The sequence below is a fragment of the Carbonicoccus niuqiaonis genome, assembly GCF_050157065.1.
Lineage (GTDB): Bacteria > Actinomycetota > Actinomycetes > Propionibacteriales > Propionibacteriaceae > Avipropionibacterium.
The window spans coordinates 2,281,577-2,302,198 of sequence record NZ_CP189573.1 but is presented as its reverse complement, the minus strand read 5'-3'; the positions used below and the strand labels follow the sequence as shown (position 1 = coordinate 2,302,198).

The 20,622-nt window shown below is 70.3% G+C and carries 14 protein-coding genes; 10 read left to right on the top strand and 4 right to left on the bottom strand.

Features of this window, described 5'->3' with window-relative positions:
• Nucleotides 1-43: 43 nt before the first annotated feature.
• The 3 genes from nadC to nadA are packed head-to-tail and all read right to left on the bottom strand — an operon-like array spanning nucleotide 44 to nucleotide 3,722.
• Nucleotides 44-934: a carboxylating nicotinate-nucleotide diphosphorylase gene (gene nadC / locus ACQBAU_RS10515; protein WP_434549095.1), complete on the bottom strand. Its 891-nt coding sequence runs from the start codon at nucleotides 932-934 to the stop codon at nucleotides 44-46.
• Between the two features lie 50 nt (nucleotides 935-984).
• Complete coding sequence (locus ACQBAU_RS10510) at nucleotides 985-2,715, bottom strand: L-aspartate oxidase (protein WP_434549094.1); 1,731 nt, start codon at nucleotides 2,713-2,715, stop codon at nucleotides 985-987.
• A complete protein-coding gene (gene nadA, locus ACQBAU_RS10505; RefSeq protein WP_434549093.1) occupies nucleotides 2,712-3,722 on the bottom strand; it encodes a quinolinate synthase NadA in 1,011 nt (336 codons plus the stop codon). The genes ACQBAU_RS10510 and nadA overlap by 4 nt, the downstream gene beginning before the upstream one ends.
• Nucleotides 3,723-3,795: 73 nt before the next feature.
• Between nadA and ACQBAU_RS10500 the strand changes: the two genes are divergently transcribed.
• The 10 genes from ACQBAU_RS10500 (at nucleotide 3,796) to ACQBAU_RS10455 (ending at nucleotide 19,515) form a co-directional block, all read left to right on the top strand.
• Nucleotides 3,796-4,518: an NUDIX hydrolase gene (locus tag ACQBAU_RS10500; RefSeq protein WP_465256700.1), complete on the top strand. Its 723-nt coding sequence runs from the start codon at nucleotides 3,796-3,798 to the stop codon at nucleotides 4,516-4,518.
• Nucleotides 4,518-5,471 carry an AEC family transporter gene (locus ACQBAU_RS10495; RefSeq protein WP_465256699.1) on the top strand — a complete coding sequence of 318 codons (954 nt, stop codon included), beginning with the start codon at nucleotides 4,518-4,520 and terminating at the stop codon, nucleotides 5,469-5,471. The genes ACQBAU_RS10500 and ACQBAU_RS10495 overlap by 1 nt, the downstream gene beginning before the upstream one ends.
• A 58-nt stretch (nucleotides 5,472-5,529) precedes the next feature.
• A complete protein-coding gene (locus ACQBAU_RS10490; RefSeq protein ID WP_465256698.1) occupies nucleotides 5,530-6,495 on the top strand; it encodes a hydroxymethylglutaryl-CoA lyase in 966 nt (321 codons plus the stop codon).
• A gap of 106 nt (nucleotides 6,496-6,601) precedes the next feature.
• The gene (locus tag ACQBAU_RS10485; RefSeq protein WP_465256697.1) at nucleotides 6,602-7,540 is read left to right on the top strand and encodes a T3SS (YopN, CesT) and YbjN peptide-binding chaperone 1; all 939 of its coding nucleotides are present in this window, start codon (nucleotides 6,602-6,604) and stop codon (nucleotides 7,538-7,540) included.
• Nucleotides 7,541-7,568: 28 nt separating this feature from the next.
• Nucleotides 7,569-8,501 carry a polyphosphate kinase 2 gene (gene ppk2, locus ACQBAU_RS10480; protein WP_465256696.1) on the top strand — a complete coding sequence of 311 codons (933 nt, stop codon included), beginning with the start codon at nucleotides 7,569-7,571 and terminating at the stop codon, nucleotides 8,499-8,501.
• Between the two features lie 90 nt (nucleotides 8,502-8,591).
• Complete coding sequence (locus tag ACQBAU_RS10475) at nucleotides 8,592-9,854, top strand: Nramp family divalent metal transporter (protein ID WP_465256695.1); 1,263 nt, start codon at nucleotides 8,592-8,594, stop codon at nucleotides 9,852-9,854.
• An 85-nt stretch (nucleotides 9,855-9,939) separates the two neighbouring features.
• A complete protein-coding gene (gene hrpA, locus ACQBAU_RS10470; RefSeq protein WP_465256694.1) occupies nucleotides 9,940-13,779 on the top strand; it encodes an ATP-dependent RNA helicase HrpA in 3,840 nt (1,279 codons plus the stop codon).
• Nucleotides 13,780-13,810: 31 nt separating this feature from the next.
• The gene (locus tag ACQBAU_RS10465; RefSeq protein ID WP_434549085.1) at nucleotides 13,811-14,698 is read left to right on the top strand and encodes a proteasome assembly chaperone family protein; all 888 of its coding nucleotides are present in this window, start codon (nucleotides 13,811-13,813) and stop codon (nucleotides 14,696-14,698) included.
• Between the two features lie 18 nt (nucleotides 14,699-14,716).
• Complete coding sequence (locus ACQBAU_RS10460; RefSeq protein ID WP_434549084.1) at nucleotides 14,717-15,583, top strand: acyl-CoA thioesterase; 867 nt, start codon at nucleotides 14,717-14,719, stop codon at nucleotides 15,581-15,583.
• A 200-nt stretch (nucleotides 15,584-15,783) separates the two neighbouring features.
• Complete coding sequence (locus tag ACQBAU_RS10455) at nucleotides 15,784-19,515, top strand: alpha-glucuronidase family glycosyl hydrolase (RefSeq protein ID WP_465256693.1); 3,732 nt, start codon at nucleotides 15,784-15,786, stop codon at nucleotides 19,513-19,515.
• A 93-nt stretch (nucleotides 19,516-19,608) separates the two neighbouring features.
• Here ACQBAU_RS10455 and ACQBAU_RS10450 read toward each other — a convergent pair whose 3' ends face one another.
• Complete coding sequence (locus ACQBAU_RS10450) at nucleotides 19,609-20,532, bottom strand: sigma-70 family RNA polymerase sigma factor (RefSeq protein WP_434549082.1); 924 nt, start codon at nucleotides 20,530-20,532, stop codon at nucleotides 19,609-19,611.
• Nucleotides 20,533-20,622: the final 90 nt, after the last annotated feature.

Sequence of the window (20,622 nt, the reverse complement as noted above, 5' to 3'; positions counted from 1 at the left end):
CACCTGACCCGTCTCGTACCCCCTTGTGCCCGGGCCGGGCGCCTCACATGTCGAGGCCGAGGTCGAGCACGGTCGTGGAGTGGGTGAGCGCACCCACCGAGATGAAGTCGACCCCGGTCGCGGCCACCGCGGCCGCATCTGGCAGCGTCAGGCCACCACTCGCCTCGAGTCGGACCCCGGGACGGTCGGCGGCCAGCCGTACGGCTTCGCGCATCGCGTCGGGTGACATGTTGTCGAGCAGGATCTCCTCGGCACCGATGGCCAACGCCTCGGCCACCTGGGCCAACGTGTCGCACTCCACCTCGACCGGTACGTCGGGTGCGGCAGCCCGGACGGCGGCGAACGCGGCGCCCAGCGAACCGGCGGCCGCGACGTGGTTGTCCTTGATCAACGCGGCGTCGCCCAACCCCATCCGGTGGTTGACCCCGCCGCCGCAGCGGACCGCGTACTTCTGCAGGATCCGCAGCCCCGGCAGCGTCTTGCGCGTGTCCCGGATCCGCGCCCGGGTGCCCTCGACCGCCTGGACCCACCGGTCGGTCGCGGACGCCACACCGCTCAGGTGACACAACAGGTTGAGCAGCGATCGCTCGGCCGTCAGCAGGGTCCGGGTCGGTCCGGTGAGTCGCAGGATCGCATCCCCGGGGCGGACCCGGTCCCCGTCGCCGAGCAGGACCTCGACGCGGACCTCGTCCGGTCGGGACTGTGCCGCTTCGATGACGGCCGCCGCGATCGGAATCCCTGCCAGCACACCGGTCTCGCGTGCCACGACGGTCGCGGTGGTGGCCGCGTCGACGGCGATCGTGGCCTCGGTGGTGACGTCCGGCCCCCACTGCAGGTCCTCGGCCAGGGTGGCATGGGCGAGCTGTCGTACGTGGTCGGGCTCGAGGCCTGCCTGCCGGATCCGGTCGTCGGTGTCGGTGGGCCGTGGTGCCATGATCAACTTCTCTCCAGGAGTACGGATGGGATCGGGGTGCCCGGGAACCGTCAGGCGACGCCGACGGCCGCGGCGTCGGTGACGGTGAGGCGGCCGTCCTCGGTGCACACCAGCTCGACATGGCGTTGCCAGCTCGGCCGTCGTTCGGGATGGTCGGACCGGCGATGGCAGCCACGGCTCTCTGTCCGCCAGTCCGCGGCGATGGTGACCGCTGTGGCGACCAGGGCGACGTTGGTCGCCTCCAGGGTGGCCGGGTCGAGCCGACCGACGTGGCCCGGCAGGTCGGCCAGGGCCGCGGTGGCCCGGGCGAGCCCGTCCTCGTGGCGCAGAACGCCGACCCAGCGGGACATCATGTCGGCCACCCACTCGCGTGCCCCGGCGTCGATCCACCGGTGGCCGGACCCGGCGTCGATCCACCGGTGACCGGAGACGGTAGGGGCGCCGGGCACCGGTGTGTCCCGGTCGGCCGCCGGCGACAGCACGTCCCCGACCTCGACCGCCGCCCGGCCCAGGTCGTGCCGGTGCCCGGCCGCCAGCAACCGGCCCACCCGGTCACCGGCCACCAACGCCTCGGTCAGGCTGTTGGAGGCGAGCCGGTTCGCGCCGTGCAGGCCGGTCGCGGCGACCTCGCCGACCGCGTACAGGCCGGGCAGCGAGGTGTGGCCGGCGAGGTCGGCGGCCACACCACCGCAGTGGTAGTGCGCGCCCGGCCGGACCGGGATCGGCTCGGTGGCCGGGTCGACGCCACGCTCCCGGCACAGGGCGGCGATGGTGGGGAAGTGCTCGGCCCAGCCGTCGGCCCCGAGGTGGGTGCCGTCGAGCACCAGGTGGTCGAACCCGTCGCGCAGCATCACCTGCTGCATGGTCGCCGACACCACGTCCCGTGGGGCCAGGTCGCCCCGGGGGTGCACCCCCGCCATCACCGGTCGGCCGTCGGGGGTGCGCAGGGTCGCCCCTTCACCGCGGACGGCCTCGGACACCAGCACGCCGCGGTCGTCCGGGGAGCCGGCGGGAGCGGCCAGCAGGGTCGGGTGGAACTGCATGAACTCGACGTCGCGGACGACCGCCCCGGCCCGCAGTGCCATGGCCAGCCCGTCGCCGGTGGCCGACTCCGGGTTGGTGGTCGCCGACCACACCTGACCGCTGCCGCCGGCGGCGAGCACGACGACCCGGGCCTGCCAGTCGGTCCGGGTGCCGTCGGCGGCCAGCGTGGTGACCCCGACCACCCGGGTGCCCCCGACCCCCCTGGTGCCCCCGGCCGGCTGGGTGCCGGTGCGGGTGGGCTCGGTCAACAGGTCGGCACACCACTGGTGCTCGACGAGTCGCAACCGACCCGCCTCGACGGCCCGGCCGGTGGCGCGGCTGAGCACCCGGCTCACCTCGGCGCCGGTGGCGTCACCGCCGGCATGCACGATCCGGCGGGCCGAGTGGCCACCCTCGAGGCCGAGCGCGATCTCCTGGCCGGACCGGTCGAAGCGGGCGCCCAGCTCCAGCAGGCTGCGGATCACCTTCGGTGCCGCGGTGACCAGGTCGGTCACCACGTCCTGGGCACACAGTCCGGCACCGGCCACCACGGTGTCGTGGGCGTGGGCGGCCGTCGAGTCGTCCGCGGCCAGGGCTGCCGCCAGGCCACCCTGGGCCCACGCGGTCGACCCGCCACCCAGGGCACCCTTGGTGATCACGACGGTGTCCAGTGATGCATCGGCCAGCCGCAGGGCGGCGGCGAGCCCGGCGGCCCCGGTGCCGATGACGATCACGTCGCACCGCTGTTGGGCGTTCATTCGCCGCCTCCCGGGTTGCCGATCTCGATCATGCGCTGCACCGCGGCACGGGCCCGTACCGCCAGCTCCGGCTCGACGGTCACCTCGTCGTGCCCGTCACGCAGCGCGGTGAGCAGGTTGTCGGGGGTGATCATCTTCATGTACCGGCAGGAGGCCTGCGGGTTGACCGCCTCGAAGGTGGTGGTGGGGTTGGCCTGCCGCAGTTGGTGCAGCATGCCGACCTCGGTCGCGACCAGCACCGTCTCGGCGGTGGAGGTCCGGGCGGCGTCGAGCATGCCGCCGGTGGACAGGATCTTGGTCCGCTCGGCCGGCAGGGCGCCGGTGGAGTTGAGCCACAGCGCGGAGGTCGAGCAGCCACACTCGGGGTGGATGTAGAGCTCGGCCTGTCGGTCGGACTCGACCGCGGAGACCAGGTCCTCGGGTGAGATGCCGGCGTGCACGTGGCACTCGCCGAGCCACACCCGGATGTTGTCGCGGCCGGTCATCCGCTTCACGTGGGCACCCAGGAACATGTCGGGGCAGAACAGGATCTCGGTGTCGTCCGGGATGGACCGGACCACCTCGACCGCGTTCGAGGAGGTGCAGCAGATGTCGGTCTCGGCCTTCACCGCCGCGGTGGTGTTGACGTACGACACGACCACGGCGCCCGGGTGTTCGGCCTTCCACGCGCGCAGTTGCTCGGCGGTGATCGAGTCGGCCAGCGAGCAGCCGGCCCGGGCGTCGGGGATCAGCACCCGCTTGTCGGGGGAGAGCAGTTTCGCTGTCTCGGCCATGAAGTGCACCCCGGCGAACACGATGGTGCCCGCCGTCGCCTCGGCCGCCAGCCGTGACAGTGCCAGCGAGTCACCGACGTGGTCGGCCACGTCCTGGATCTCGGGCCGCTGGTAGTTGTGCGCCAGGATCACCGCATCGTTCTGCTCGGCCAGCCGACGCACCTCGGCGTGCCATGCGGTGTCGGCGGTGGGCGAGGTGCTGCCTGCGGTGGGCGGGGCGACGGTCGTGGTCATGGGACCTCCAGAAGTCTCGTGGCTAGTTACCGACTGGTAGTCGATAACTACCCTTTCACGTTAACATCCCGACGTGGACCAACGCGATTCGACGCCCCGCTACCGCCATGAGGTGGTCGCGACGGTGTTCCGCGTACGGCTACCCGTCACCGACACCGCGGTGCCGGCCGGGCTGACGGTGCTGGCCTGGCAGCGACGCCGCGACCCCTACGAGGGTCGGTGGGCGTTGCCGAGCGGCCCGGTGCAGCCGACCGAGTCGATGGCGGAGTGCATCACTGCGATCCTGGCCGCCAAGGTGGACCTTGACCAGATCGCTCATCTGGAGCAGCTCGACACCCGCAGCGACCCCGACCGGGACCCCTTCGAGCGCACCATCGCCACCGCCTACCTCGGCCTGGTGCCGGTGACCGAGCATCCGACCCTGCCGGCGCACGCCGACTGGCTGCCGGTCGACCGGCTGCCACCGATGGCCTTCGACCACGCCGACATCGTGGCCTCGGCGATGCGTCGGCTCCGCAACAAGCTCAGCTACACCAACCTCGGGTTCGCGCTTGCCGCACCCAGCTTCACGATGGCCGAGTTGCGGCAGGTGTACGCCGTCGCGCTCGGTCGTGACCTCGACGCGACCAACCTGCACCGGGTGCTGACCCGGCGCGGGCAGCTCGAGCCGACCGGACGCACCCGGCGGGCCGGACGCGAAGGCGGTCGTCCCGCCCAGGAGTTCCGCTTCACCAGCCGGACCGCAGAGGTCACCGACCAGTTCGCGGTGCTGCGTCCCGGCCGGGGGAGCAGCTGATGGCGGGAGTCCTGTCCGGTTTCGCGATCATCGCGATCGTGATCGGCGTGGGCATGTTGCTGGCCCACCTGAAGATCCTGGACATCAGTGCTCAGGAGATGTTGGCCAAGCTCACCTTCTTCGTCGCCTCGCCGGCGCTCATGATCAACGTGATGGGCTCGGCCGACGTGCACAGCCTGTTCTCCACCAACCTGATCGCCTCGGTGGCCGGGGTCGCGGTGAGCGCAGCGCTGCACATCGTGCTGGCACGGTTGGTGTGGCGGCGCAGTGGTGCCGACACGGTGATCGGCACGTTCGCGTCCAGCTACGTCAACGCCGGCAATCTCGGCCTGCCGATCGCGGCGTACGTCCTCGGTGACGGTTCGGTGATCGCACCGATGCTGTTGGTGCAGCTGCTGTTGTTGCAGCCGGTCGGCCTGGCGATCCTCGACATGATCAACAGTCGCGGCAGCCACGACGGCCCGCGGTGGCGCCGCTGGCTCCGGCTGGCCGGCAAGCCGCTCACCAATCCGATGCTGATCGGTTCGGTGATCGGGGTGGTGCTCGCGGTGACCGGGTGGGAGCCGCCGCCGGTGATCGCCGAGCCGGTGAACCTGATCGGTGCGATGGCCGTGCCGGCGATGTTGATCGCGTACGGTGTCGCGTTGCGGTTGGGGCCGCTGCCGGGCCGCGGTGAGAACCCGGCGTACCTGGCCGTGATCGCCGGGCTGAAGCTGATCATCCAACCGATGGTCGCCGGGCTGGTCGGTTACCACCTGCTCGGGCTGCGGGAGCTCGCGCTGCTCGGCGTCTGCATCATCGCAGCGCTGCCGACCGCGCAGAACGTGTTCACCTTCGCGTTGCGTTACCGCAGCGGGATCGTGCTCGCCCGCGACGCGATCTTCATCAACACCATCGGATCGGTTCCGGTCATCGTCGGCATCGTGGCACTGTTGGCCGCCCTCGGCGTCTGAGCCACGCCCGGAACCAGGCCACTTGCCGCAGGCGCCGGGCGCGCGTCAGAGTGGGTGGGTGAGCAGCGCACCGGAGCAGGCGGGTACGACGGTGTCGGTCGGGCCGCGGCCGACGCCGTACGAACGCGCCGACCTGCCGACGCAGGTCCGGATCGTCGAGGTGGGCCCTCGCGACGGGCTGCAGGCGGAGCGGACGCCGGTCGCCACCGACGCCAAGCTCGCGCTCATCGCCCGGCTGGCCGATGCCGGGCTCGACACCATCGAGGCGACCAGCTTCGTCCGGCCCGATCGGGTGCCGCAGCTCGCCGACGCCGCGGAGGTGATGGCCGGGCTCGATCTCGGCCGGGGTCGCCGGCCGGTGCTGGTGCCGAACCTCACCGGGTACGAGCGGGCGCGTGCCGCCGGTGCCCGGGAGGTGGCGGTGTTCGTCTCGGCGACCGAGTCGTTCGCGCGGGCCAATCTCGGCACCGACCGCGACCGGGCGCTGGCGATGGCCGGCGAGGTGGTCGAGCGGGCGACTGCCGACCAGGTCCCCGTCCGCGGCTACGTGTCGATGTGCTTCGGTGACCCGTGGGAGGGCGCCGTCGCCCCCGGTGTCGTGGCCGAGGTGGCGGCCGCTCTGGTGCGGTACGGCTGCGGTTCGGTGTCGCTCGGCGACACGATCGGCGTCGGCACGGCCGGGCAGGTGCCCGTGGTGGTGATGGCCTGTGTCGCCGCCGGTGTGGAGCCGGCCGCGATCGCCCTCCACTTCCACGACACGTACGGGCAGGCGTTGGCGAACGTGCTGGCCGGGCTGGAGGCCGGGATCACCGAGTTCGACAGTGCGGCCGGCGGCCTCGGCGGCTGCCCGTTCGCCCGCTCGGCCACCGGCAACCTCGCCACCGAGGACCTGGTCTGGCTGCTCGAGGGGCTCGGCCACGGCACCGGGATCGATCTCGACGCGCTGGCCCGCACCAGTGCCTGGCTGGCCGGGGTGCTGGGCCGGCCGATGCCCTCGGCGGTCGCCCGCGCCCTCACGACCTGACCACCCGCCGGTGACCGGGTGGTGGATCGCCCCAACGGGGTCACTTGCCCGCCCGCGAGCGTGCGCTAGGTTTTGGGGCAGGGCGCACACACCGGAAGGGATGCAGGTGAACGAATACTCGGACTTCGACCTCGATCGAAGCACCGCGCAGGCCTGGGCCGAGTTCCAGACGCGGCTGGCCGAGGTGATCTCGGTGATCGACGACTCCGAGGACATGACGATCAGCACCGCGACGGCGGGTGACGAACCGGGGCCGTTCATCCGGTTCTCCTCCCCACGCCGGCACATCGTGCGCTGCGAGGCGGCCAGCAACGCCGTCCTCGATGACGACTACCAGCTCACCGCGGCCCAGTTGGACCAGATGCAGCAGCTCGGTTGGCAGGCACCGACCGCGGTCGGCGCCGACAGCACCGCCAACTTCTGGGTCGAGGACGACCAGGAGGCGTCGGACCGATTGAGCACGTTGGCGGTCGACGCCCTGCGGGACGTGTACGGGGTGCAGCACCCGGTCTTCCTGTCCCCGGACCAGTTGGCCGAGATCCTGCAGCCGCGACCTGAACCGCTCGACACCGAGGACGAGTTCGACGAGGACGATGTGGTGGCGGTGCTGCCGCGGTCCCGCGATCACCTCGACGAGTTGGTCGAGGCCGAGTTGATCGACATGTTCGGGCATCCACCGTTGCACGACGCCGAGGGAGACATCGCGATCCGGGTCGGGTCGACGATGCTGTTCCTGCGGACCGCGACCGATGCCCGCGAGGTGATCGTGTTCTCGATCGTGGTGCACGACGTCGAAGGTCGCTCGCGGGCGATGGAGGTCCTCAACGACCTGAACAGCGATGCCCGTTGGGTCAAGTTCCAACTCATCCGTGACCGGGTGTTCATCACCTTGTCCATCCCCGGTCGCCCGTTCGTCCCGGCACACCTGCAGCATGCGGTGCGGACGATGAGTGAGGTGGCCGACGGCATCGACAACGAGCTGGCCGCGAAGCTGCGTGGGCGCACGACGTTCGACGAGGACGCACCCGGTCCGGACTCGGTGTAGCACCCGCCACCGCCAGGAGGAGTGAACGATGTCGATCCTGCGGCGTCGGTTGCTGGAGTTGAAGGAGCGCTACGGCGCCAGCGACTTCGTCGTCGAGGAGTTGGACGACGACGATCCGATCCTGCGCTCGGTCGAGGGCGACATCGTCGACACCTGGCGGGAGGGCTATCCGTTCGTGGAGCGGATGAGTCGTGAGGAGTACGAGACCACGAAGCGGTTGCTACAGATCGAGATGCTGAAGCTGCAGCACTGGGTGACCGACACCGGTCACCGACCGGTGATCCTGTTCGAGGGTCGTGACGCCGCCGGCAAGGGGGGCACGATCAAGCGGTTCATGGAGCACCTGAACCCGCGTCTCGCGACGGCCGTGGCGTTGGAGAAGCCCACCGAGGACGAAGCACGACAGTGGTACCTGCAGCGTTACATCACCCACCTGCCCGGCGCCGGTGAGATGACGATGTTCGACCGCTCCTGGTACAACCGGGCCGGTGTCGAACGGGTGATGGGATTCTGCACCGACGCCGAGTACGAGGCGTTCCTGCGGCAGGCACCGCTGTTCGAGGACCTGTTGGTCCACGAGGGCTTCAGCTTGATCAAGTTCTGGTTCTCGGTGTCGAAGACCGAGCAGGTGACCCGCTTCCTGATCCGTGAGATCGACCCGCTGCGGCGGTGGAAGTTGTCCCCGATGGACGTGGCCTCGCTGGGCAAGTGGGACGACTACACCGTGGCCAAGGAAGAGATGTTCGCCCACACCGACACCGATCGCTGCCCGTGGACGGTGGTCAAGAGCAACGACAAGAAACGCGCCCGACTCGAGGCGATGCGGCACGTCCTGAACCAGTTCGACTACGCCGACAAGGACACCGACATCGTCGGGGAGGCTGACCCGCGACTCGTCGGCCGGGCCAGCGACATCCTGGAGATCGGCGAGCGTCCGGTGCTGCGAGCACAGGTCGGCTGACACCCTGCGTGGTGGTCGTTGACCGGCACCGCGGCTGCCCTTAGGCTCGCGAGACCCGGCACGGGCCGGGTCGATGACCAGGAGTCCCGGATGACCAGCGACAGCCCCACGACAGCGACGTCGGACACCACCGACGCAACCGCCTCCGCATCGGGAATGAAGCGACGCCGGGGGTTCCTCGGTTCCATCGGGCCGGCGTTCATCACCGCAGCCCTGGTGTTCGGTCCGGGCAGCATCACCACGGCGAGCGCGATGGGTGCCTCCTTCGGATACCAACTGCTGTGGGTGCCGGTGGTGTCGACGGTCCTGATGTTGTGCTTCGTCGACATCGGCGTCCGGATCGGCCTGTCCACCGATCGCGGCATCCTGCCGACGATCACCAGGCAGCTCACCGGCGTGATCGCCCTGCTCGTGGGTATCGGGTCGTTCCTCGTCGTGACCTCCTTCCAGGCCGGCAACTCCGTCGGTGCCGGTGCCGGGGCCTCACTGCTCGCCGGTGGTGACGCACGCTGGTGGGCGGCCGGCTTCACCCTGATCGGGATCGCGTTCGTCTGGCTGCCCCGGTTCTACCCGGTGCTGGAGAAGACCATGATCGTGGTGATCCTGATCATGCTCGTCGCGCTGGTGACGACGGCCGTGATCAGCCGGCCCGACCTGGGCCAGGCGGTGCGTGGCCTGGTGCCGACGATGCCGAGCGGGTCGACCGCCCTGGTCGTGGGGCTGGCAGCCACCACGTTCTCCGTGGTAGGTGCGCTGTACCAGATCCAACTCGTCCGGGAGAAGGGCTGGACCTCGCAGGACTACGCGGTGGCACGCCGTGACGCCGTCGGCGGCTCGTTGATCCTGGGCGGTTTGTCGTTCGTGATCATCCTCGCCGCCGCGGCGGTGCTGCAGCCGGCCGGGGTGGAGGTCACCTCACCGGCGGCGCTGGCGATGATCCTGCAGCCGATCGGGGAGTGGGCCGCCGCGCTGTTCGCGGTCGGCCTGTGGGCCGCCGCCTTCTCCTCCCTGCTCGGCAACTCCACCATCGGTGGCTCGATGCTCGCAGGGGTGTTCCGGATCGACGCCGGGGGCCTGTCGTCACCGAAGGTGAAGGCCTGCATCACCGCGGTGATCGTGCTGGGCGGCGTGGTCGCCGTCATCTTCGGCGGGATCCCGATCCAGCTGATCCTCACCGCTCAGGCCGTCACGATCGTGTTGGTGCCCCTGATCGGGGTGGTGATGGTGTTGTTGGCCCGTTCCGGCGACCGGGGGAATCTGCGGATCGGTGTCGCGCAACTGGTGGTGGCGGTGATCGGTGTGCTGTTCCTGCTGGGCCTGGCCATCAGCTACGTGGTGCGACTGTTTCTCTGAGGCCTGTCCACCTCCGAGGGCGACCGGCCCACCGGGTCGTACGGGTGCCGCGGCGGGCCGGGGTGCGGCCACGTAGACTCGGCCGGTGTTTCGGTTCGACCCCGACCTGCCGATCAGCGGCCGCGTCGATGACATCGCTGCGGCCATCGAGGCCCATCCGGTCGTGATCGTCGCCGGTGAGACCGGTTCGGGCAAGACCACCCAGCTGCCCAAGATCTGCCTGCAGCTCGGCCGCCGCCACATCGGTCACACCCAGCCCCGCCGGATCGCCGCCAGGTCGGTGGCCGAACGGGTGGCAGGTGAGCTCGGCTCCGAGCTCGGTGACCTGGTCGGCTACCAGGTCAGGTTCACCCGCCGGGCCGGCCGGGACACCCGGCTCAAGATCATGACCGACGGGGTGCTGCTGAACGAGATCGGCTTCGACCGGGACCTGAAGCGGTACGACACGATCATCATCGACGAGGCCCACGAGCGGAGCCTCAACATCGACTTCCTGCTGGGCTACCTGAAGCAGTTGCTGACCCGGCGTGACGACCTGAAGGTGATCGTGACCTCCGCGACCATCGACACCGCCCGCTTCGCCGAGCACTTCGACGACGCACCGATCATCGAGGTGTCGGGCCGCACCTATCCAGTCGAACTGCGCTACCGGCCGATCTACGACGACTCCGCCGAACATCGTCCGGTCGACCCGGATCGTGACCAGCTCGACGCGGTCTGCGATGCGGTGCAGGAGTTGCAGGGGGAGTCGTCCGGGTTCGGTGACATCCTGGTCTTCCTGTCCGGGGAGCGGGAGATCCGCGACACCGCCACTGCGCTCGACGGCCTGAAACTGCCGCACACCGAGGTGATCCCGCTGTACGCGCGACTCTCGGCAGCCGAACAGCACAAGGTGTTCGCACCCCACACCGGGCAACGTGTCGTGCTGTCCACCAACGTCGCCGAGACCTCCCTCACCGTCCCCGGGATCCGGTACGTGGTCGACGCCGGCACCGCCCGCATCTCCCGCTACTCGGCCCGGACCAAGGTGCAGCGGCTGCCGATCGAGCCGATCTCGCAGGCCTCGGCCAACCAACGGTCCGGACGCTGTGGCCGTACGGCACCGGGCATCGCGATCCGGCTGTACAGCGAGGAGGACTTCGCCGCTCGACCGGAGTTCACCGAACCGGAGATCCTGCGGACCAACCTGGCGTCGGTGATCCTGCAGATGGCCGACGCCCGACTCGGCGACATCGCCCGGTTCCCGTTCGTCGAACCACCCGACAGCGCCCAGATCGCCGACGGGGTTCGACTCCTGGACGAACTCGGGGCGCTCGCCGAACCGTCCCGCAAGGGTGGGGTGCGGTTGACACCGGTCGGTCGTCGGCTGGCACGGATGCCGGTCGACCCCCGGATGGCACGGATGCTGGTGGCCGCCGAGGAACGACACTGCCTGACCGAGGTCATGATCATCGTCGCGGGTCTGAGCATCCAGGACCCACGGGAGCGTCCCCAGGAGAAGCGCGAACAGGCCGACGCCCTGCACCGCCGCTTCTGGGCCCCACCACCGGAGCCCGACGATGCTGCACGCGCCCCGAGCTCGTCGAAGGGCTCGCCGGGCGTGGTGGCCGACGGGAGCGACTTCCTTGCCTGGCTTCGACTCTGGGACCACGTCAAGGCACAGCAGAAGGCCCTGTCGGGCAACGCTTTCCGGCGGATGTGCCGTGACGAGTTCCTGCACCACCTGCGGATCCGGGAGTGGCAGGACCTGCACACCCAGCTCGGCACCATCGCCAAGGAACTGGGCCTGCAACGCAATCGGGAACCGGCCGACGCCGAGGACATCCACACCGCGATCCTCAGCGGTCTGCTGTCCCAGGTCGGACTCGCCGACCTGCGTGACGAAGAAAAGTCCAAGGGGTCGGGCAAACGCGACCGACGTCGCCCGATGCGGGAGTACCTCGGCGCCCGCGGCGCCAGGTTCGCCATCCAGCCGGGATCCAGCGTGGCGAAGCAGCCGCCGCCGCTGGTGATGGCGGCCGAGCTGGTCGAGACCAGCCGGTTGTGGGCCCGGACGGTCGCCGGCATCGACGCCCGCTGGGTCGAGGCCGTCGGTGGCCACCTGCTCAAGCGCCGCTACGCCGAACCCCACTGGTCCACCCGACAACAGGCGGTGCTGGCGTACGAGACGGTCACCCTGTACGGGGTGCCGATCATCGCCCGCCGCAAGATCAACTACGGCCGGATCAACCCGGCCGAGGCGCGCGAGGTCTTCATCCGCAGTGCGCTGGTGGAGGGCCAGTGGCGTACCAGGCACGCGTTCTGGCAGCACAACGAGGACGTCCGCGCCGAGGCCGAACAGGTGGAGGAGCGGACCCGACGGCGTGGCCAGCTCGTCGACGACGAGGTGATCTTCGCCTTCTACGACCAGCGCCTCCCGCCCGAGGTCGTCTCGGCCGCCCACTTCGACTCGTGGTGGAAGAAGGTCGGCAAGGCCGACCCGACGATGCTCCACCTCGACCTGGCCGACCTGATCCGCGATGACGCCGACCGCGGCGCGGTCGGTGACTTCCCCGACCACCTGACGGTCCGCACCACCACCGGCGAGGTCGAGGTGCCGTTGGCGTACGCCTTCGACCCCGGCTCGGGTCGTGACGGGGTCACCGCGACGGTCGGGGTCGACCTGCTCAACCAGATCCCGGCGCACCCGTTCAGCTGGCAGGTGCCCGGGCTGCGGCTGGAGCTGGTCACCGAGCTGATCAGGTCACTGCCGAAACAGGTCCGGGTCAACTTCGTGCCGGCCCCCGACCACGCCCGACGGGCCCTGCGCTGGTTCGACGAACAGGGGATCGGCCCGGCCGACATGTCGCTGACCGACGCCTTGTCGCGAGCACTGCAGCACCTGGGTGGCCAGCAGGTCACCGGCTTCGACCTGTCGCGGGTGCCACCCCACCTGCAGATGACCATCGTGGTCGACGAGGGCGGCGAGCACCTGGCCGAGGGCAAGGACCTGCCGGCGCTGGTCGAACGGCTGCGCCCCAGGCTGACCCGCAACCTCACCCGGGCCGCGCGGACGGTCGCCAAGCAGGGTGCCACCGACTGGCAGTTCGACACCGTACGACCAGAGGTCACCCTGGCGCGGGGCACAGGCCCGGCCGCGTTGGGCCACCCGGCCCTGACCGACGAGGGCGACACCGTCGGCCTGGTGGTCTACGACCATCCCGACCGCGCCGCACAGGCGGCCCGTCGCGGGCTACGCCGGCTGGTGATGCTCAACACCCCGGACCCGACGAAGTGGGTCGTGTCGCACCTGAGCAACCAGGACAAGTTCGCCGTCGGCGGCGGACCGTACGCCTCCGCTCCGGCCCTGTTGGCCGACGCCCGGTTGGCGTCGGTGGGCAGCCTGATCACGGTCGATCCCCGCTCGGTCACCGACGAGCCGACGTTCCGCCGGCTGTGCGACACCGTGCGCACCGACAACGCCGACCGGATGCGGCAGGTGGTGTCGGTGGCCGCCGAGGCGATCCGCGGGGCCGCCGAGGTCCGCAATGCGCTGCCGCTGGTGGGCGTGGCCGATGCCCGGGCCGACATCGCCGAACAGGCCGACAACCTGGTCTTCGACGGCTTCCTGGCCGCGACGCCGTACCAACAGTTGGTCGAACTGCCGCGCTACCTGCGGGGGGCGGCGACCCGGATCGAGACCCTGCGCGCCACGCCCGAGAAGGACGACCGACCGGCCGCCGACATCGCTGAGGTGGAGGACGCGTACGCCGAACTGTGCAGTGCGGTGCCACCGGGGCCCCTGCCCGACGCGATCGCCGACATCGGCTGGGGAATCGAGGAGCTCCGCGTGTCGTTGTTCGCACAGCGGCTCGGCACCCGCCGGACCGTGTCGGTGAAACGGCTGCGCAACGCGATCGCCGCCGCCCGGCGGGAGCTGACATGAATCGTCGCGCACAGATGACAGGATGGAGCACATGACAGGCCCAGAGTCGTTGTACCGGATCGAGCCCGAGGTCGCAGCATCCCTCGCCGGCACCCGGCCCGTGCTGCTGAACCTGTTGGAGGGCTTCGTCGACGCCGGTCAGGTGTCCCGCAGCCTGGTGTCGACCATGCTGACCGAGTGCGAGCACGAGACGCTGGCCGTCTTCGACCACGACAAGTTCCACGACTACCGCAGCCGGCGACCGGTGATCACCTTCGACACCAACAGGTTCACCGACGTCGACGACATCCACGTGCTGCTGCACCGGATGACCGACGCCCACGGGGAGTCGTTCCTGCTGCTGGAGGGCCCCGAGCCCGACGCCCGCTGGGAACAGGTGATGGCCGACGTGATCGAGCTGATCGCGCAGTTCGACGTCAGGTTGACCGTGAGCGTCCACGGGATCCCGATGGCGGTACCGCACACCCGGCCGGTCACCACCACCGTGCACGGCACCGACGAGGAACTGATCCGCGGGCAGCGCAGCTGGATGGACCGGGTCGAGATCCCCGCCAGCTTCTCCTCCCTGCTGGAGTACCGGCTCGGACGGCTGGAGCGCAGTGCGCACGGCTTCGCGGTGCACGTCCCGCACTACGTGGCCCAGTCCGCCTTCTCGCCGGCCGCGGTCACCGCGATGGAGCAGGTCGCCCAGGTGACCGGGCTGGCACTGCCCCTGGAGGCGCTGCGCGAGGCCACCGCGAACACCATCGCCGAACTGACCGCGGAGACCGAGCACTCCGAGGAGGTGCAGCGCGTGGTGGCCGAGCTCGAGGTGCAGTACGACGCCTTCGTCAGCCGCGACGACGCATCGCTGCCGAGCGCCGACGAGATCGGCGCCGCGTTCGAGCAGTTCCTGCGCGAGAACGACGACGAGTCCTGACAACGGAGGAGGTGTGCTGTGCCGGAATCCCTTGACGAACTGGTCAGCCTGATGGACCTGGAAGAGCTGGAGGTCGGCCTCTACCGCGGCCGACAGCCGGCGACCGGGATGCAGCGGGCCTTCGGTGGCCAGGTGCTGTCGCAGGCCTTGGTCGCCTGCGGCCGGACCGTCGAGCCGGATCGCATCCCGCACTCGGTGCACGCCTACTTCCTGCTGCCGGGCAGCACCGACGCGCCGATCCTGTACGACGTGCAGAACATCCGCGACGGGGGTTCGTTCTCGTTCCGCCGGGTGGAGGCCCGCCAGCACGGCAAGGTGATCTTCTACCTCACCACCTCCTGCCACGGCGTCGAGCAGGGCTTCGAGCACGCCGACCCCGCACCCGACGGCGTACCCGCTCCCGACGACTGCCCACGCCTGGCGGACCTGATGGCCGAACTGTCGGGCCGCCCGGCGGAGCGCTGGGAACGGGAATGGGGTGCCCTCGACGTCCGCTACGTCGGCGACTCCCGACCCGGTGGGCGGCTGGTCGACCCCCGGCACCCGGCCCGCGCCCAGGTGTGGGTGCGCACCGCCGGAACGTTGCCCGACGACCCGGCACTGCACCGGGCGGTGCTCGCGTACGCGTCGGACCTGACGCTGCTCGGGGTGAGCACCGTTCCGCACGGGGTGGTGATCGGCTCCAAGCGGCTGCAGGCGGCCTCCATCGACCACGCGATGTGGTTCCACCGCCCGATCCGGGTCGACGACTGGATCCTGTACGACCAGGTCTCACCCTCGGCCGCCGGTGGCCGGGGCATGTCGTCGGGCCGCCTGTTCGCCGACGGTGTGCTCGGTGCGAGCGTCGCCCAGGAGGGCCTGATCCGGCCCGTCGAGCCCCGTTGAGGCCGATGGGCCCGTAAAAAAGGGCGCCACAGCGACACACGTGGACGTCAGCTCCAGCTGCGTCGCTGTGGCGCCCTTTCTCACCGGCCACCCGGGCCGATGACCCGCCAGGGGTTCCCGAACTCGGCCATCGGGGTTACGATCGAGGCGTCTACCACGTTGTACAACGCGCATGTGGGACTCGATGAGGAGCCGAACCGATGCCCGAGAACGACCAGCCGTACGACCATCCGCAGCTGTTCCGAACAGGACTGTCGCGGCGGCGACTGCTGCAGGCCGGGGCCGCCACCACCGCCGGTGCGGCGACCGCCGGGTCGGTCGGCTGGACGGCGATCCGCCCGGCCCACGGAGCGCCGGGCCGACCGGCCGACGAGGACGGCTACGACCTGTGGCTGCGATACCGCCAGGTGAGCAACCCTGCCCGGCTGACCGAGTACCGGGCCGCGCTGCGTCACGTCGTCGCGGCCGGTGACGACGCGGTCATCGACAACGCTGCCGCCGAACTGCGCCGTGGGATCACCGGGCTCACCGGGATCGAGCCGGGCGACGGCCCGGCATCCCAGCCCGGCACCGTGCTGATCGGCACCGGGGAGGAGTCGGCGGAGGTGCGGACGACCTTCGGGGCCGCCACCCTCGCCGGGTTGGCCGACGAGGCGTTCCTGATCCGGTCCACCCCGCTGCGACCCGGGTCCGGCCTCGGCCGCATCGTCGTGGGCGCCCGGACCAGTCGCGGTGTGCTGTACGGGGTGTTCCACCTGCTGCGGCTGGTCGCGACGGGCGAACGGCTGCACCAGCTGGCGATCGAGGAGGCCCCGGCCACCCCGATCCGGATCGTCAACCACTGGGACAACCTCGATCGCAGCGTCGAGCGTGGCTACGCGGGCCGCTCCATCTTCAACTGGGACGCCCTGCCCACGGTCGAGCCGCGCATGATCGACTACGCCCGGACGCTCGCGTCGGTCGGCATCAACGCCACCGTGATCAACAACGTGAACGCCAACTCGCACTTCCTGTCGAGCGAGATGATCACCAACCTGGTCGACCTCGCCGCGACCTTCCGTGGCTGGGGTCTGCGGCTGTGGTTGTCGGCGAACTATGCCGCCCCGATCCAGCTCACCGCCGGCACCGCCGACCCGATCACGACCGCCGACCCTGCCGACCCTCGGGTGCAGCAGTGGTGGGTGGACAAGGTGGCCGAGATCTACGACGCGATCCCCGACTTCGGTGGCTTCCTGGTCAAGGCCAACTCCGAGGGCCAACCCGGACCGCTCGACTACGGCCGGACCCACGCCGACGGGGCCAACATGTTGGGCCGGGCGGTCGCCCCGCACGACGGGTTGATCATCTGGCGTTCCTTCGTGCACGAGGACTTCGGCGGCTGGGCGGAGTACCAGTACGACGTCTTCGCCCCGCTGAACGGACAGTTCGACGACAACGTGATCGTGCAGACCAAGTACGGTCCGATCGACTTCCAGGTCCGCGAACCCACCCACCCGCTGTTCGGTGAGCTCGACCAGACCAACCAGATGCTGGAACTGCAGCTCACCCAGGAGTACACCGGGCACGACGTCCACGCCGTGTACCTGGTGCCGATGTGGCGCGAGGTGCTCGACTTCACCACCGGCGGCCCGGGCGCCGGGCCCACCGTCGCCGACATCGTCACCGGCACCACCCGCAACACCACCACCGCCGGCATCGCCGGTGTGATCAACTTCGGTGACGACCGCGACTGGACCGGCTACCAGTTCGGGGCCGCCAACACGTACGGCTTCGGCCGCCTGGTGTGGGACCCCGCAGCCGACCCGGCCGCCATCGCCGCGGAGTGGACCAAGCAGACCTTCGGCTGGACCGACGAGATCGTCGACGGCGTCGACGACATCCTGCTCCAGTCGTGGTCGGCGTTCGAGGACTACACCTCACCGCTGGGCATGGGGTACCTGGTGAACCCGGGCGGCGCGCACCTCGAGCCCAGCCCGATCGGCACGCTGACCCAGTCGCACCACACCACCTCCGAGGGCACCGGCTTCGACCGTACGGTCGCCACGGGCACCGGCTTCACCGGCCGGTATCCCGACGCGTGGACCCAGGTGTACGAGGACCTCGCGACGATGCCCGACGAGTTGCTGCTGTTCATGCATTGGGTGCCCTACACCCACCAACTGCACGGCACCGACGAGCATCCGGCCACCACCGTCATCCAGCACATCTACGACACCCACTTCGCCGGGGTCGAGACGGTGCAGGAGTTCGTGCAGCGGTGGCAGTCGTTGTCGTCACAGGTCGACGCCGCCCGGCACGCCGACATCACGGCCAGCTTCGCCGGCCACCTCGACCACGCGCGGGTGTGGCGCGACACGATCGTCGCCTTCTTCTTCGACCAGTCACGGATCCTCGACCAACAGCGGCAATGGCTGCAGGTCGAGGTGTCGGGACCCGGCCTGCTGCTCGGCGGGTGGCCGAACCGGATCCCGCTCGAGGTCACCAACGCCACGCCGGATCAGTTGGACGTGACCGCGGAGATCGTCCCGCCCGACGACTCCTGGACCACCCAGCCGGTGACCAAGCCGATTGCCTCCACCGAGACCGAGACGCTGAACCTGCCCGTGGTGCCACCGCTGATCGGCACCACCGCCGACCTGGACGCCTCCATCGACCCCGAGCTGACCGTGCTCGGGACCGCCGACCTGCGCCAACTCGTCGCCCCCGCCGGGCCGCTGTGCCACTTCGCCCTGGACGGCGGGACCACCGGCTCGGCCGTGCTTCCCGGCTACACCCGGCTGTCGCCGGAGTCGATGTTCAGTGCCGAGACCGGCTTCGGCTGGGTGGGGGAGCCGCCGTCGTCACGTGACCGGACCGGCAATGCGCTGGTCCGCGACTTCGTCGGGCACCCCGAACCGCGGACGCTGCGACTCGTGCTACCGGCCGGCCGCCACTCCGCGTACCTGTTGGTCGGTGACAACGACGCCGATCCGCAGGCCGTCGAGGTCCGCGAAGGGGAGACGCTGTTGGTGACCGTGCCCGAACAGCGTCGCAACCAGGCCCGCTGGGCGGCCTTCGAGCTGGACGGTGGCGGCGCGGGCCGTACGGTCGACCTCACCTTCACCGGGCTGGGCGGCTGGTGGCGGCTCAACGCGCTGGCCCTCCCGGACCCGGACGCCGAGTTGCCACCCGTCATCGTGGCCGGTGTCACCACCGAGCCGGTCTGGTGGTCGGGCCGCGCGAACGACGTGGTCGTGGCGATCTCCAACACCTCCGAGGCCGCCCAGACCGTCCGGGTCGAGTTGACCGTGCCCGACGGCTGGACCAGTGAGCCGGTCGAGGTGTCGGTGCCGGCCGGGTCGGAAACCGATGTGGCGGTGCCCGTCACCGCGCCGGCCGATCCCGGCACCGGACGGCTCGGGGTCACCGTCCACCGCGGTGACGAGCTCGTGGAGACCGGACGGACGTTGGACGTGGTCACCACCATCCACCCCGACGACGCGGTGCTGGCAATCGACGGCGGCACGGGGTCGAGTCCGCTGCTGGAGGGATACCTGCGGCTCGGCCCCGACCACGTCTACGACAGCAGCAGCGGGTACGGCTGGGTGGGCCGGCTGCCCGAGTCGCGCGACCGCGGCAACAGCGATGCGCTGCGCCGCGACATCGTGCTCGGCAAGGACGAACCGCCGCACCGGCTGCAACTCGACCTGCCCGCCGGGACGCACACCGTGTGGGTGCTGTCGGGGGACTCCTCGACCGGGTCGGGGATCACCACGATCTCCGAGGCCGGGACCGTGCTCGGCACCACCGGCACCGGCCAGATCCCGGCCCGGCAGTTCGTCTGGTTCAGCTTCACCCTCGATGGCGGCGCCGCCGGCCGGACGGCCGAGCTGAGCCTCACCGGTGCGTTGCGGGACGGGTTCTGGCGGATCGCTGCACTGATCGTCGTCTGAGGGATGACCTCGACCCGGCCCGGAACGTGACTCGGGCGGGTCGGTTCCCCGCGAAGGAACCGACCCGCCCGAGTGGGGAGGGGGAAAGGGGTCTCAGGCAGCTGCCTCGGTGGAGCGCAGCTTGGCGATCGCGTGCCGTTCGATCTGGCGGACCCGCTCGGCGGTGATCCCCCAGACCGCGCCGATGTCGGCGAGCTTGGCCTGCCGACCGTCGAGCAGGCCGTAGCGACGCCGTACGACATCGGCGGACCGGTCGTCGAGGGCGCCCAACATGGCCTCCAGCCGGCTGCGCTCCTCGGCATCCAGCACCACCTCGTCCGGGCCAGGCGTGGGCTCGCGGGCGATCAGGTCACCCAGGGCGGTGTCGCCGTCCTCCTCGACCGGGGCGTCCAGGCTCACGTGCTCCCGGCCGTACCGGATCAGGTCGATCACCCGCTCGGTCTCCAGCCCCATCTCGTCGGCGATCTCGAACAGCTCCGGCTCACGGCCCAGGCGGCGCTCCAGGGTCCGACGCACCGCGCCGACCTGGTTGACCTGCTCGGCGACGTGGACCGGGAGCCGAACGATGCGACCCTGCTGGGCGATGCCGCGGCTGATCGACTGGCGGACCCACCAGGTGCCGTACGTGGAGAACTTGAAGCCCTTGGTGTAGTCGAACTTCTCGACCGCCCGGATCAGGCCGGTGTTGCCCTCCTGCACGAGGTCGAGCAGGGGCATCTGGGCCCGGCCGTACTTGCGGGCGACCGACACCACCAGACGCAGGTTGGCGGTGACGAAGCGCTGCTGGGCGGCCTGACCCATCTGGATCAGGGTCTCCAGCTCGTCCTTCGACGGACGCTTCGCCCGCTTGCCACGTTCGGCGCGGGTCACCTCGCCGTCCCGGATCTTCTCGGCGTACAGCCCGACCTCGATGGTCTTCGCCAGCTCGACCTCCTCCTCGGCGGTCAGCAGCGGTGTCCGGGCAATCTCGTCGAGGTACTGGCCGACGGCGTCCTTGCCGTCAACACCTTCGGTCATCCTGGTTCGTGTCGCAGTTGCAACCACAGTCGGCCCCTCTCGTCGTGCCTTCACTGGGTTCAACGCATTCGGAGCCCAAAAAGATGCCAA